This is a genomic window from Mesorhizobium sp. M1088 (genome assembly GCF_040318575.1).
GTDB lineage: Bacteria > Pseudomonadota > Alphaproteobacteria > Rhizobiales > Rhizobiaceae > Mesorhizobium.
Window position 1 is genome coordinate 1 of record NZ_JAMYMO010000018.1, and the last position, 13,728, is coordinate 13,728.

The window sequence follows — 13,728 nt, forward strand, 5'->3', positions numbered from 1 at the left end:
GCCCGTACTTCCATCCTATCGGGGAACAACCACCCGCTCTTCAATATGTGACCGTTTCCGGCTTCAGGGCGACTCGCTCCGCGATTACCCCATGTTTGAAATTTCACCGCAGCTACGATCTCTCCGATATTCCGAAGCCATCCCGTAACGGAAGCGTATGCCATCGGTTGCGAGCCTTTTTGACATCCCAGACAAAGTCGGCTCCGCAGTTGGAGCGGGCTCGTAGCGGAATCGAAGCACAATCGAAACCTTGTCTGGCGGGGTTTCTGGATATCTCTGGCGAAATTGATCGCTTGTTGCAATCTGCAAGTAGGAGTCCACTCTCGCCGATATGCTTTCGAGATGCGCAGTTATCGCCTCGTCATCTGTCCAAGGCAACGTATCAGTGATGACGAACCGCAGACCATTATTTCCCAAACGAACTTCCAAATCGTCCGAAAAATCATCCCTGATAGCAAAACTCTCGTTATTCATTATCCCTCAATTGTTTTGTACGGCATATAGGAGTTCGGCGCGTCGAGCGACAGTTGGTTGACGACGATTGACGCCGCGGCAAATTCGAACTGAGAGACTACCCGAAACGGGTGGCCGCTTCCACGGTTTCTGTCACTGCGCCGGCACGGTCGCTTCACCGGGCGGCTGCCGCCCGGAAACGCGTGACGAAATCGTCGAGCTCGGGCCGTTCGGTATCGGAAATCGCCCAATAGGAAAAGGCGCTGTCGCTCCAGTGCACCAGCGAGAAGCCACCGGTAGAAAGATCGACCGGCGCGGTTGTCGAGCCGGTTTCCTCGGGCGCCGCGACGAGAGTGATCAGGTGCTCGCGGTGCCTGTAGACCAGTGCCGGCACTGGCTGGTCGGCGATCACCTCGACCCGGCCGCCGAGCAACGCGAAGCCGTCACTGGCAAGGTCAGGTGCCGGCGGCGACAGGCCGACCCTGCCATCCAGCCAGGGTTTGACCGTGTGCCGGTCCGACGAGACGACGTCCACGGGGCTGGCTGCCAGCAGGCTGCGGCGATGGCCGCTGGCGACTGCGGCGGCAAAGCTGTCGGGCGCCCCGCTGAGCATCACCCATTGCGTCACGCCGCTGGCCAGCACGGCGGTGACGAGGATCGATGCCGCCATTGCGCGCCAGTCGAACGCGCCGAAGCGGCCCGGCCGCGTTTGGGTTGGCCGCATGTGGGTTGGCACGGTTTGCGGCGGCCGCGTCGGCGCCGGCCGAGCCTGTGCCTCGCCAGTCGCGCCGATCGCCGCGATGCGCGCATTGAGGGCGTCGCTGACCTGTGGCAGCGCCAGCCTGCCGACAGCGGACTGCAGCGCCACGATGCGGGCATGCTCGGCCGCGAGCGCCGGATCGGCGGCAATGCGCCGCTCGACCGCCAATGCTGCCGCTGCGTCGAGCTCGCCATCGACCAAGGCATGGATCATCAGTTCCACGCCCGCCGGGTCATCGGGCAGTCCATCGTTGTGCGCGCTCATGGCGCCCTCCCAAGTTGGGATATCAGCAGACCGCGCGCTCTCGCCAGCCGCGACATCACCGTGCCTAGCGGCACGCCAAGCAGCGTCGCGATCTCGCGATAGCTGAGGCCGTTGATGTCGCGCAGCACCACAGTCTCGCGAAATTGGTGCGGCAGCGCGGCGATCGCCGCCTCGAGTGCGGCCGTGTCGGCCTTGGCGATCAGGCTTGCCTCAGGACTATCCGTATCCGGCAGGCCGGCGCCATATGCAGCCGTCATGTCATCGAGGTCGCTCAGGTCGCCGACGGCGACGATACTGCGCGGCCGGTTGCGCGCCAGCCAGGAGTAAGAGGCGTTGCGCACGATCGCCAGCAGCCAGGCGCGCGCATTGCCGCCGGCATAGCCGGCGATGCCCGCATGCGCCTTCAAACAGGCCTCCTGCACCACATCCTCCGCGTCGGCGGCGTTGCCGGTCAGCCAGCGGGCAAGCGCAAGCGCATCCGCGAGATGGGGCAGAACCACCTCGCGAAAGCGCTCGGTCGCGGCCTCTTGGTTCAACACCGTCGCATCGCCCGGCATCCCGGGCAGAACCTTCCGAAAATCCTCATGGAGCGACGGTGATCCTGCCCTGCATGTGCGGGTGAAGCCCGCAGAAATAGGCATAGTCGCCCACTTTGCTGAAGGTGAAGGCGTATGTGTCACCGGTGTCAAGCGCCTTGGAGCGAAACGAGGCATCGTTGGCGACCACCAGATGCGGGATGTCGTCGTCATTCTCGAAGGTCACGGTAGTGCCCTGCTTTACCGTCAGCACCGCCGGCGTGAAGGCAAAGTTCTCGATCTTGACCATTGGCTGGCCTGCTGCGTTCAGTGGCATGGCAACCATTATCAGGATCGCCGCCAAACCGAACGTGACAGGGGATACGACCAAGACGCGGGATGGGAAGCGGATCATCGCATTTCCCCTCAGGCCAGCGTGCTGTCGATGATGGCGAGGTCCTGCCCGCCTTGCTTGACTGTCACGCTGCTTGTGCCGAGCAGGCTGCGCAACTGGCCGGCAGGTACCGTCATCGGCCCGGGTGAGGCTGCGGTGCCTGGCGCCGGTTGCGGGAAAGCGGTCGAGCGCGCGGTATGAAAGGTAACGTTGCCTTCGACCTTCTGCATGATCTGGTGGATATGGCCGTTGAGTACCGTGACAGAGCCGAAGCGCTTGAGCAGGGCCAAGGCCTGCGCCGCGTCGTCGGTGCCCCAGCCCCATTCGGGATAAACAGCCCATAGCGGGATGTGGGCAAAGACGACGATTGGCGTCGAGGCGGTGACCGCCTTCAGATCATCGGCCAACCATGCCAACTGGTCGGCGCCGAGATTACCCAGCCCGCCAGCCTTCAGGTTGACGACGTTGACCAGCCCGATGAAATGGACGCCGTTCTGGTCAAACGAATACCAGCCGGCGCCCTTGGTGCCCTTGCCGTAGCGGTCGAGATAGGCCTGGCCATTGCCGTCATCGATCAGGTCGTGCTCACCGGGCACATAATGCACGTCGAAGCCTGCGCCGCCGATGATCTGGGCAGCGTTGTCGAACTGCGCGGCTTTCGACAAATGGGTGATGTCGCCGGTGTGGATCATGAAAGCGGGCTTTTGCGGCAACGCCTGGATCTTGCCGATGGCCTCCTTCAGCGTGTCGATGGCGTGCGGGTTGGCAGCCTTGTCGAAGCCGATGTGGCTGTCGGAGATCTGGAGGAAAGTGAAGCCGGTGGCCAAGGCCTCGGCGGCTTGCGACGCACCGAGCAGGCTGAGCGAGACCGGCACGCCGGCCGAAATTGTCCACAGCACTCCCGTGCCGGCCCAGATCATGCATTCCAGTGCATGACGGCGGCTGATGCCGTCAGCTTCATTGTCGTGGTGGTGGATCATACCGGTCTCCTGCACGCCGGAAATGGCGTCTGTTTGGGAGACCAATGGGCGGGGTGGTTTATTCCGCCCGAAGACTAAAAGTTCATTCACACTGCCGTGATGGCGCACTGGCCCGATGCGAAGCCGGTGCTGGAAGGCACTGGCTCGACCACGCTCTGGCGATGTCTAGTCCGGCCAGCGCAGCGCTCCGGCGGACTGCTTGCGAGCGGGTTTCATCGCATCCGCGGGCCGATCGGCAGCACTCAACACCGCCCGCAGGCGTTCGGCAACGATCTCCGCCTCGCCGGGATGGAGATTGCACGGATCAAGGAAGAAGTGACCGCGCTCGACCTCGTGGTTGCGCACGATCACGGGCGGTGAACCCGCCGCAAGCGCCGAGGCGAGGCCGGCGGCGGTGAAGCGGCTTTCCGGCGCAACAAACACCTGCAGGCGGTCGAGAGGATTTCCGGTCGGATCTGGAATGATACGTGCCTCGATGCCAGGCAGGTCCTGCAATGCGGTTTGCCACAGATGCAGTGCGGCTTCTTCCCGCTGGCGAATGCCGGCATGGTCGCGCCGCTCCCAGGCTTCCAGGGCCGCCATAGTGCCGGCAATGCTCTCCTTGCCGACCTTCATGGCGCGCGCAACGCCCCGGTTCTGGAGATAGGCGGCCCGTACCAGATCCTTGCGGCCGGCAACGATGCCGCTTGTCGGCCCTGAGAGAAATTTGTGCCCGCTGTAGACAACAATGTCGGCGCCGCGCGCCAGAAAGCCACGCAAATCGTATTCCGAGGCGGCGTCGACGATCACCGGCACGCCCTTGGCGTGGCAAATCTCGCAGAACTCCTCAAGCGAGAGCATGCCGTATTGCACGGTGTGGTGCGCAACGACGTAGAGGGCTGCCGCCGTCCGGTCCCGGATCGCCTCGGCAACATGATAACCCTGGGTGACGCTGACCGTGCCGGCAGGCACTGCCTTGGCTCCGGCAAGCCGGATCGACTGGTCGATCGGCGCGCCATAATTGACGATGTGACCAAGCTGGATGATGACCTCCGATTTGAGGCCCTCGGTGTCGTCCGGCAGTCGCTCGATCGCAAGAAGGCTGTTTCCGGTCATCGCCCCGGCAACCGCCATGGTTATGCCGCTGGCGCAGCATGCGGTGATGAAGCCGGCCTCGCCGCCGGTAAGGCGTGCAATCACCCTACTTGCGGCGCGCTGCAGATCGTCCATCTCGACCCATTGCGAGGCCATTTCCGACATTGCGGCAATCGCTTCTGGCACGATGATCGAAGCACCGAGTGCCGTCATCGTGCCGGAGACATTGATGATTGGGCGAAGGCCAAGCCGTTCGCGGATTGTCGTATTGGAACGGTCAGCGGCATAGGTCGTCATCTCTGTAGATCCTGTTTAAGGTTTCAGGCGGCGATCTCGACGACCGCCTCGATTTCAACTGTGATGTTGCCCGGCAGCGAGCCGACACCGATCGCGGAACGGGCATGTCCGCCAAGCGTATCAAAGACGGCCGCGAAAAGATCGGAACAGCCGTTCACCACCTTGGGGTGCTCGCTGAATGTCGGCGTCGCATTGACAAAGCCAAGCAGCTTGACGACGCGCACGATGCGGCCGAGGTCGCCGGCCGCCGCATGCATGACGGCGAGCAGGTTCAGGCCGGTCAGACGTGCATGCCCGTAGGCCTCTTCAACGCTGACATCCTCTCCGACCTTGCCGGTGCAGAGCGCGCCATCGGCGCGCAACGGCCCCTGGCCGGAGAGGAAGATCAGCCGTCCGCTCTCGGCATAGGTGACGAAGTTGGCGATGGGCTTCGGCGGCTCGGGCAGTGTCAGGCCCAATTCCGCGAGCCGGATGTAAGGCGTCATAAAAGCTCCTTGCGACAGCTTTCGCCGTCCGATGTCAAAAATGCGAGGCGCGAAACCGCGCCAGGAAACTGCGAAGACGTTCATTGTCGAACCCCGCCGCCAGAATCTCGGCGGGTGGTCCGACGGCACTGACGCCGCCATCCGCCATGAAAACGATGCGGCTCGATGCGTCGCGTGCAAAAGCCATTTCGTGCGTGACCATCAGCATCGTCATGCCGTCTTCGGCGAGGCTGCGCACGACCTCGAGCACCTCGCCAACCAGTTCGGGGTCGAGTGCCGAGGTTATCTCGTCGAGAAGCAATATCTTCGGCTCCATCGCCACGGCGCGGGCGATGCCGACGCGCTGCTGCTGGCCGCCGGACAGCTCGGCCGGCAGACTGTCGGCTTTGTGGGCGAGGCCCACGCGGCCGAGCCAGTGCTCGGCAATGGTGCGGGCCTCGGCATTGCTCTTGCCGCGCACCTTGCGCAGGCCAAGCATGATGTTGCCGGCCGCAGTCAAGTGCGGAAACAGATTGAAGCTCTGGAACACCATTCCGGTCTCGGCTCGCATCGCCGCCAGGTCGCGCTCGCTGCGTCGCTGGCGCGTTCCCGTCTCGCGATAGCCGACTTCTTTGCCGTCGATACGGATCGAGCCGCTGTCGTAGCTCTCCAGGAAGTTGACGCAGCGCAGCAGCGTGGTCTTGCCGCTGCCGGAGGGACCGATGACAGTCACGACCTCGCCGCGTGTCACCTTGAGACTGACGGAGCGCAGGACCTCGACGGATCCAAAGGCTTTGGAAACCTCGGTGACATCGAGAAGTGCCGGATTCTGGTGCGAGGCGTTGGACATCGTGCTATTCCCGGATGAAGGAGAAACGCCGCTCCAGGCGCCGGCTGGCCAAGGAGAGGGCGTAGTTGACGGCGAAGTAGACGAGCGCACCGAGAATGTAGAGTGGCATCGCCTCATAGGTGCGGCCGATGACCTGGTTGATAGCCTGCATGAGGTCGGTGATGCCGAGCAGCGAGACCAGCGCGCTACCCTTTACCGCGTCGGTGACGCCATTGATCCAGGGTGGCAGGAAACGCCTGAACGCCTGCGGAAAAATGACGTAGGCCAGCCGCTGGCGAAAGGTCAGTCCGATCGCCAGCGCCGCCTCGGACTGACCCTTGGGAATCGAGCCGACGGCGCCCCTGAGATATTCGACCACCTGTGCGGTCTTGAAGAGGGTGAGGGCGAACACGGCCGCCCAAAAGGATTCCAGATGCAGCCCCACCGCGGGCAGGCCGTAATAGACGAAGAAGATCAGCACCAGGATCGGAATGCCGCGTATGGTGTCGCTGAAGATGCGCACTGCCCAGCGCAGCGGAAAAGGACCATAGACAAGGCCGACGCCCATCAGCACGCCGGCGATGAGCGATAACACCACGACCAGCAGCGACACCCACAAGGTTACGGCAAAGCCTTCGGCGAGGAACGGCAAGGCGTAGATGATCTGGCTCAGCATGTCAGCGCGCCGCCTTGAACCGGCGCTCGACGAGCCGCAGCGCGAAAAGCAGCGTGTAGCCGGTCAACAGGTACATTGCCGTCACCACCAGATAGACTTCGACAATGCGGAAGGTGTTGAAGTTGATCCACTGGGCGCCATAGGTGAGTTCGGGTACCGAGATGACCGACGCCACGGACGTATCCTTGAAGAGCGATATGAATGTGTTGGAAAGCGCCGGCAGGGTTATGCGCAGCATCGTCGGCAGGCGCACATCGAGCAGCCTTTGCCATGGCGTCAGGCCGATTGCCTTGCCGGCGTCGAGCTGACCGCGCGGCACCGCCTCGAGCCCCGAGCGAAACACCTCGACCAGGTAGGCGCCGCTGTAGAGCGACAGCGTGGCAATGAATGAGGTTTGCGCGCTGTAGGCAATGTCGACCACCGTCGGCAAGCCGTAGAAGACCAGATAGACGAGCAGGATCAGCGGCACGTTGCGGATGAACTCGACATACCCCGCGATGATGGTCCGCACCGCACGTCCGGCCGACACGTACCAGACCGCCAGAACGAGCCCGATGACGATGCCGATCGCAATCGAGATGACGGCCAGTTCGAGGCTTAGCAGCAGTCCGCCCCAGAGCTTGTCGAAATGCCGCCAGATAAGGTTGAAGTTGAGAGTATAACCCATGCGTCCTCGTCATGGAGGGCTGTGATGAGAGAAGGCGGAAGGACGTTGTCCTTCCGCCTGCTTGCATCAAATGACCGGAAAACCGGGATGGCGCGCCGGCGGCTCCTGTCCGAAATAATCCTTGAACGCAGCGTCGTAGAGTGCCGTTTCATGGCCGAACATGGCGATGGTGAAGGTCTGGTTGACGAAGGTCAGCCAGTCGAGGTCGCCCTGCCGCAGCGCGGCACCATAAAGCATCGAGAACCAGCTCTTGCCGGCATCGAAGTACTTATCCGGATTGCGCGAGGCGAGCCAGCGCACCGTTGACAGATCGACCGCGGCGGCGTCGACGCGCTTCGCTTCCAAGGCCTGCAGCACGTTGGCCTGCGTGTCTATCTGCATCACCTGCGACTCCGGCAGGACGATATGTACGTTAGCCTCGGCATCGACATTTTGCAGGATGGAAATCCGCGTCGCCGAACCGCCGGCAAGCAGCTTGTCGAAGGTCTTGTTTTCGGCGTTCGGAAGGGTCAGCAAGGCGATGCCTTCGACGTAGTAGGGTCGGGAGAAGTGGATCAGCTGCGAGCGCTGGGCGGTCATGGTCATGAACTGGATGGTGATGTCGACCTTGTTGGTGGTCACGTTCGGAATGCGCTGAGCCGGATCCTGCATGACGAATTCCACTTTGGTCGGATCGTCGAAAAGCCCCTTGGCGAGAATGCGACCCATGGTGATGTCCATGCCCACCAGTTCGCCGGCGTCGTTCTCGAAATGCCAGGGCGCGTTGGTGCTGCCGGTGCCGACGATTACCTTGCCGCGCTCGAGGACGGTGCGCAGCAGGCTGTCCGGCGCTGCCTGGGCCGCCGCTTTCTGAACGTCGACCGCGGTAGCGGCGGTCATCACTCCGGCCGTTGCAAGCCCGGCCATTCCCAGTTTCAGAAATTCACGCCTTTTGGATGTGTCGTTCACGGCGACCTCCTTTCGTGTTGAGTTCCCCTTTGGACCAGCAGTACAGGCATCGGTTGCAACTGACATCATTGTCCCTTACAAGAGACGCCTGTACTCTGTACAAGACAGATTAACATCAGGGATCGATAATGCAAGATGGCAATGCCTTGGCCGCTCGACCGGACGTCAGTCTGGACGAAGACAAGCACTCGGGCTCTCGGGAGAAGGGTCTCAACCGGGTTCTCCAGATTTTGGAGTTTCTCCACACGACCCAGCGCGCGATCGGCGTCGGCGATCTTGCCAAGGGGGTAAACGCGCCGCGTTCGACGACTTATACGCTTGTGCGCTCGCTGGTCGACGCAGGCCTGCTGGAAATGGCCGGAGACGGCAATCGGGTCTATTTCGGAAAGAAGCTCTATCTCTACGGAATGGACTATGTGCGGGGCAACGACCTGCTCAGGCGAGGGCGCCAGGAAGTCGACCATCTGTCACGCGAGACCGGCGAGACCTCGGAGTTGTGCATGCTGCAAAGCGGCCGCTACACCATCGTCCATTCAAGCCCGGGGACGAGGCCATTCCGGATCAGCTCGGCGACCGGTCTGCAAATACCGCTTCCCTGGACAGCTTCCGGGCGGCTGCTCCTCGCCGGCTTCGACAGGGCAGCGATTGAGGATATGGTCTCCGAGGACGATCTCGTGCTGCCGGACGGCCGCAGGTTGCGTCTCGACGATTTCATAGCCGACATCGCCGTCGCCAAGTCGGCCGGCTACTGCATCACCTCCGGCCTAGTCGATGCCTACACCAAATGCCTGGCCGCGCCGGTCTTTTCAGCGCCAGGCAGGGTCGAGGCGACGATGTGCCTGGTGGTTCCGATCGATACCTCGACCGAAAAGACCGACGACCTGATAGCGTTGTTGCGCGAGCGCGCCGCACGGCTTTCGATCGTGGCATAGGCCGCCTTTCCAGCAGGCCGGCGCCGGCGTTCGTTCAAGCAATGGCGTTCGTTCAAGCAATAATGTCTGGAATGATCTTGTCCTCCAGCGCCATCAGCCTGTCCTTCAGGAAAAGCTTCTTTTTCTTCATGCGCTGGATCTGCAGCGGGTCGCAATTCATGGCGATCATCGCATTGATGGCCGCGTCGAAATCGGCGTGTTCCTGCTTCAGCCGGGAATATTCGAGGCGGATATCTGCCTGTTCCTGATCGGACATTTTTACCGTCTGCACGTCTGCGGCGCCCAAACTATGGGCCTGATTGGGCGGGACCGGGGCTTCTTGCACCGGCGCGCAGCCCATATCACATTTCATATTGGCGTGGAATGCTACCACGCAGCATTCGACATCGGTGCGCGATGGTGGCACACTGTCATTATGCCGTCACAGAAGCGAGCCTGCGGTGGACGTGCCATGACGGCTGCAATCCGAGGAAACCATGAAAGGGAGAACCAATCATGTCTCTTGCATCCCATCTTGATGAGCTGCAGCGGAAACACGGCGACATCGAACGGGAAATCGACGATGCGATGACCCATCCGTCGGTAGACGACCTCGAAATCGTGAATCTCAAGCGGCGCAAGCTGGCGCTCAAGGACGAGATTGAAAAACTGAAGGCGAAACCGACGACGCACTGAAGCCCTTCCAGGACTAGAAGCGCCGCCCGGCGCGCGATCTTTCCGGTGGCATCGCTATGCTGCCGGAAACGCTCGTGGATTTGCGGCAAGCTGCCGTCTTGTCATTTCCGATTTGCTGGGGCCTGCGCGCCAGTCGCCATTGACAAGCCATCTTTGCTCCTCCACCTCATGCCCGGACCTTCAAGATTAAAGGCAGCCGGCATGACCGGATATTTTTCCTCACCCTTCCCACGCCGCAGGTCGGTCGGTGTCGATGTCGGCGGCGTGATGGTCGGCGGCGGTGCGCCGGTCGTCGTCCAGTCAATGACCAACACCGATACGGCCGATGTCGACCAGACGGTCGCGCAAGTGGCGGCGCTGCATCGTGCCGGCTCCGAGATCGTGCGCATAACCGTCGATCGCGACGAAAGCGCTGCGGCCGTACCGGCCATCCGCGAGCGGCTGGAACGGCTCGGCATCGACGCGCCGCTGGTCGGCGATTTCCACTATATCGGCCACAAGCTCCTGGCCGACCACCCGGCCTGTGCCGAGGCACTGGCCAAATACCGTATCAATCCCGGCAATGTCGGGTTCAAGGACAAGAAAGACCGGCAGTTCGCGGCGATCGTCGAGATGGCGATCAAATACGACAAACCGGTGCGCATCGGCGTCAATTGGGGTTCGCTTGACCAGGAGCTGCTGACCCGGCTGATGGACGACAACCAGGCCCAGGGCTTTCCGCTGACGGCGCAGGAAGTGACGCGCGAGGCAATCGTGCAATCGGCGATCCTGTCGGCCGGAATGGCCGAAGAGATCGGCCTTGCGCGCGAGAAAATCATCCTGTCGGCCAAGGTCAGCGGCGTGCAGGATCTGATCGCCGTCTACACCGAGCTTGCCACCCGATCCGACCATGCGCTGCACCTCGGCCTGACGGAGGCCGGCATGGGCTCGAAAGGCATCGTCGCCTCGTCCGCGGCCATGGGCATCCTGCTCCAGCAAGGCATCGGCGACACAATCCGCATCTCGCTGACGCCGGAGCCGAACGGCGACCGCACGCGCGAGGTGCAGGTATCGCAGGAGCTGTTGCAGACCATGGGCTTCCGGCAGTTCGTGCCAATCGTCGCCGCCTGCCCGGGCTGCGGCCGCACAACCTCGACCGTGTTCCAGGAGCTTGCCCAGAACATCCAGGCCGACCTGCGCAAGAACATGCCGGTGTGGCGTGAACAATATCCCGGCGTCGAGAACCTCAAAGTCGCGGTGATGGGTTGCATCGTCAACGGTCCGGGCGAATCCAAACATGCCGATATCGGCATTTCGCTGCCCGGCACCGGCGAGACACCGACCGCCCCGGTATTCGTCGACGGCAAGAAGGCGGCGACCCTGCGCGGCCCATCGATTGCCGCGGATTTCGAGAAGATGGTCGCCGACTATATCGAACGGCGATTCGGGCAGCACGACAAAGCCGCGGCGGAGTAGTTCGATGCGGCGTTTGCTGGGCGCGGCGCTGGTTGTCATTTGCGGGCTGATCTGGGCGACAGCCGTTCAGGCCGATCCACCACGGCCCGCCAAAAAGAAGCTGATCGACCAGGTTTGCAACCTGATCGAGACGCATGCCGACCAGAACGGGCTGCCCCGGGATTTCTTTGCCCGGCTGATCTGGAAGGAAAGCCGTTTCGATCCCAATGCGGTCAGCCCCGTCGGCGCGGAGGGTATCGCCCAATTCATGCCGGGCACCGCCAAGATGCGCGGGCTCGCCAATTCCTTCGACATCGAACAGGCAATCCCGGCCTCGGCAAAATACCTTGCCGAAATGAAATCCGGTTTCGGCAATCTCGGCCTCGCCGCCGCAGCCTACAATGCTGGCGAGAGCCGGGTGACGCGCTGGCTGAATTCCGGCGGATTCCTCCCGTTGGAGACCGAAAGCTACGTCCTGGACGTCATGGGCGAGCCGGCCGACAAGTTCACCGATGCCGCGTATGCCGGCGTCATCCGGCCGCTCGACAAAAAGGCGAGTTTCGCTGCCGCTTGCCGCGAGCTGCCGGTGATCATGTCCAGAACCGTGCCGATGTCGTCGATCAACATCAAGCCCTGGGGCGTGCAGGTGGCCGGCAATTTCCGCCGCGCCGCGGCGCTCAACCAGTGGCTGAGCGTGAAAAGCCGGTTCCCGGCACTGCTTGCCGGCCACGATCCGGTGGTCAGCCGGGTCCGCACACCGATCGGCAGGCGCGGCATCTATGCCGTGCGGATCGGCGCCGATAGCAGAGCCAAGGCCGACACAATCTGTGACAAGCTGCAAAGCGTCGGCGGCGCCTGCATCGTGGTGCGCAACCGGTAAAGCCATATGTCGGTGCGTTTTGCGCCATTGCTGCCCATCTCGCTTCCCGTGGGCACTTCGTCCTCGATACGTGAATCATATTTTCGGTGAACCGTTAGGCAGGTCTTGCATCGTCGTCGATGCGGGGTAAGGTCCCCGCGATTTTTCGCGAAAGGGATCAGCATGGCCGGCTTCAAGACACTGGACGACATCGGCAATATCAGCGGCAAGCGTGTGCTGGTGCGTGTCGACCTCAACGTTCCCGTCGCCGAGGGCAAGGTCACCGACGCCACCCGCATCGAGCGCATTGCGCCGACCATTGCCGAGCTCTCCGGCAAGGGCGCCAAGGTCATCCTGCTTGCCCATTTCGGCCGGCCCAAGGATGGACCGGCGGCGGAATTCTCGCTCGAGCCGATCGCCAAGGCGACGGCGGAAGTGCTCGGCCGCCCGGTTGGCTTTGCCGCCGACTGCATCGGCGACAAGGCGGGAAATGCCATTGCTGCCATGAATAATGGCGACGTGCTGCTGCTCGAGAACACCCGCTTCCATAAGGGCGAGGAGCAGAACGATCCGGCCTTCACCGAAAAGCTCGCCGCCAACGGCGACATTTTCGTCAACGACGCCTTCTCCGCTGCGCACCGCGCCCACTCGTCGACGGAAGGGTTGGCGCATGTGCAGCCTTCCTTCGCCGGCCGCACCATGCAGGCCGAGCTCGACGCGTTGGAAAAGGGTCTTGGAAATCCCGTCCGTCCGGTTGTCGCCATCGTCGGCGGCGCCAAGGTCTCGACCAAGATCGACCTGTTGATGAACCTGGTGAAGAAGGTCGACGCGCTGGTCATCGGCGGCGGCATGGCCAACACGTTTCTCGTGGCACGCGGCACCGATGTCGGGAAATCCTTGTGCGAGCGTGATCTCGCGACCACCGCCAAGCAGATCATGATCGAGGCGGCCGAGGCCGGCTGCGCCATCATCCTGCCCGCCGACGGCGTTGTCGCCAGGGAGTTCAAGGCCGGCGCCGCCAGCGAGACCGTCGCCATAGCAGACGTGCCGGCCGACGGCATGATCCTCGACGTCGGCGCAAAGACCGTGAAAACCATTGCCGAATGGATCGACCGCGCCGCGACGCTGGTCTGGAACGGGCCGCTCGGCGCCTTCGAGATCGAGCCATTCGACCACGCAACGGTGGCGACGGCCAGGCACGCGGCAGCGCGCACCAGGGCCGGCAGACTGATCTCGGTCGCCGGCGGCGGCGATACGGTGGCGGCGCTCAACCATGCCGGCGTAGCCGACGACTTCACCTATGTCTCGACGGCTGGCGGCGCTTTCCTGGAGTGGATGGAAGGCAAGCCCTTGCCCGGCGTCGACATCTTGAAGCGCTGAGCGCGGCAGCAATAACAGCGCGAAAGAGGGCGCCCGCGACTTTCAATCGATTCGCGCCTACCCGGTGAAATTGTTCGACTTGAACCTGCGTTGCTCTGGTGGTCTGCTGGGCACGGATCAATTCTTT

At 62.6% G+C, this 13,728-nt stretch carries 17 protein-coding genes; 5 read left to right on the forward strand and 12 right to left on the reverse strand.

Going from position 1 to position 13,728, the window contains the following annotated elements:
* Window positions 1-84 precede the first annotated feature (84 nt).
* The 11 genes from NKH49_RS20165 to NKH49_RS20215 all read right to left on the reverse strand — a co-directional run bounded on the left by NKH49_RS20165 (window position 85) and on the right by NKH49_RS20215 (window position 8,321).
* Window positions 85-474: a DUF6572 domain-containing protein gene (locus tag NKH49_RS20165; protein WP_352927488.1), complete on the reverse strand. Its 390-nt coding sequence runs from the start codon at window positions 472-474 to the stop codon at window positions 85-87.
* Between the two features lie 154 nt (window positions 475-628).
* Complete coding sequence (locus tag NKH49_RS20170) at window positions 629-1,477, reverse strand: anti-sigma factor family protein (protein ID WP_352613462.1); 849 nt, start codon at window positions 1,475-1,477, stop codon at window positions 629-631.
* Window positions 1,474-2,034, reverse strand: a complete 561-nt coding sequence (locus NKH49_RS20175; RefSeq protein ID WP_352817726.1) for a sigma-70 family RNA polymerase sigma factor — start codon at window positions 2,032-2,034, stop codon at window positions 1,474-1,476. The genes NKH49_RS20170 and NKH49_RS20175 overlap by 4 nt, the downstream gene beginning before the upstream one ends.
* A 25-nt stretch (window positions 2,035-2,059) precedes the next feature.
* Complete coding sequence (locus tag NKH49_RS20180) at window positions 2,060-2,407, reverse strand: cupredoxin domain-containing protein (RefSeq protein WP_352927491.1); 348 nt, start codon at window positions 2,405-2,407, stop codon at window positions 2,060-2,062.
* A gap of 11 nt (window positions 2,408-2,418) precedes the next feature.
* A complete protein-coding gene (locus NKH49_RS20185; RefSeq protein ID WP_352452518.1) occupies window positions 2,419-3,363 on the reverse strand; it encodes a metallophosphoesterase family protein in 945 nt (314 codons plus the stop codon).
* Window positions 3,364-3,531: 168 nt separating this feature from the next.
* Window positions 3,532-4,737 carry an aminotransferase class V-fold PLP-dependent enzyme gene (locus NKH49_RS20190; RefSeq protein WP_352613464.1) on the reverse strand — a complete coding sequence of 402 codons (1,206 nt, stop codon included), beginning with the start codon at window positions 4,735-4,737 and terminating at the stop codon, window positions 3,532-3,534.
* Window positions 4,738-4,760: 23 nt separating this feature from the next.
* On the reverse strand, window positions 4,761-5,222 hold the full coding sequence (locus tag NKH49_RS20195; protein ID WP_023678474.1) for a RidA family protein: 462 nt from the start codon (window positions 5,220-5,222) through the stop codon (window positions 4,761-4,763).
* Between the two features lie 34 nt (window positions 5,223-5,256).
* Window positions 5,257-6,051, reverse strand: a complete 795-nt coding sequence (locus tag NKH49_RS20200; RefSeq protein ID WP_352613466.1) for an amino acid ABC transporter ATP-binding protein — start codon at window positions 6,049-6,051, stop codon at window positions 5,257-5,259.
* Window positions 6,052-6,055: 4 nt separating this feature from the next.
* On the reverse strand, window positions 6,056-6,706 hold the full coding sequence (locus tag NKH49_RS20205) for an amino acid ABC transporter permease (RefSeq protein WP_352452485.1): 651 nt from the start codon (window positions 6,704-6,706) through the stop codon (window positions 6,056-6,058).
* 1 nt (window position 6,707) lies between these two features.
* On the reverse strand, window positions 6,708-7,373 hold the full coding sequence (locus tag NKH49_RS20210; protein WP_023678477.1) for an amino acid ABC transporter permease: 666 nt from the start codon (window positions 7,371-7,373) through the stop codon (window positions 6,708-6,710).
* 66 nt (window positions 7,374-7,439) lie between these two features.
* The gene (locus tag NKH49_RS20215; RefSeq protein WP_352613468.1) at window positions 7,440-8,321 is read right to left on the reverse strand and encodes a transporter substrate-binding protein; all 882 of its coding nucleotides are present in this window, start codon (window positions 8,319-8,321) and stop codon (window positions 7,440-7,442) included.
* A 128-nt stretch (window positions 8,322-8,449) separates the two neighbouring features.
* On the opposite strand from NKH49_RS20215, the gene NKH49_RS20220 reads away from it, so the two are divergent.
* A complete protein-coding gene (locus tag NKH49_RS20220; protein ID WP_352613470.1) occupies window positions 8,450-9,253 on the forward strand; it encodes an IclR family transcriptional regulator in 804 nt (267 codons plus the stop codon).
* Window positions 9,254-9,305: 52 nt separating this feature from the next.
* Here the strand turns inward: NKH49_RS20220 and NKH49_RS20225 are convergent, their stop codons facing one another.
* On the reverse strand, window positions 9,306-9,509 hold the full coding sequence (locus NKH49_RS20225) for a YdcH family protein (RefSeq protein ID WP_023678480.1): 204 nt from the start codon (window positions 9,507-9,509) through the stop codon (window positions 9,306-9,308).
* A gap of 239 nt (window positions 9,510-9,748) precedes the next feature.
* On the opposite strand from NKH49_RS20225, the gene NKH49_RS20230 reads away from it, so the two are divergent.
* The 4 genes from NKH49_RS20230 to NKH49_RS20245 all read left to right on the forward strand — a co-directional run bounded on the left by NKH49_RS20230 (window position 9,749) and on the right by NKH49_RS20245 (window position 13,601).
* Window positions 9,749-9,928 (forward strand): YdcH family protein, encoded by a 180-nt coding sequence (locus tag NKH49_RS20230; RefSeq protein WP_023678481.1) that lies wholly within the window; start codon window positions 9,749-9,751, stop codon window positions 9,926-9,928.
* Window positions 9,929-10,129: 201 nt separating this feature from the next.
* Complete coding sequence (gene ispG / locus NKH49_RS20235) at window positions 10,130-11,383, forward strand: flavodoxin-dependent (E)-4-hydroxy-3-methylbut-2-enyl-diphosphate synthase (protein WP_352613472.1); 1,254 nt, start codon at window positions 10,130-10,132, stop codon at window positions 11,381-11,383.
* Between the two features lie 4 nt (window positions 11,384-11,387).
* A complete protein-coding gene (locus NKH49_RS20240) occupies window positions 11,388-12,242 on the forward strand; it encodes a lytic transglycosylase domain-containing protein (RefSeq protein ID WP_352613474.1) in 855 nt (284 codons plus the stop codon).
* A 162-nt stretch (window positions 12,243-12,404) separates the two neighbouring features.
* Window positions 12,405-13,601 (forward strand): phosphoglycerate kinase, encoded by a 1,197-nt coding sequence (locus NKH49_RS20245; RefSeq protein WP_352613476.1) that lies wholly within the window; start codon window positions 12,405-12,407, stop codon window positions 13,599-13,601.
* Window positions 13,602-13,728 lie beyond the last annotated feature (127 nt).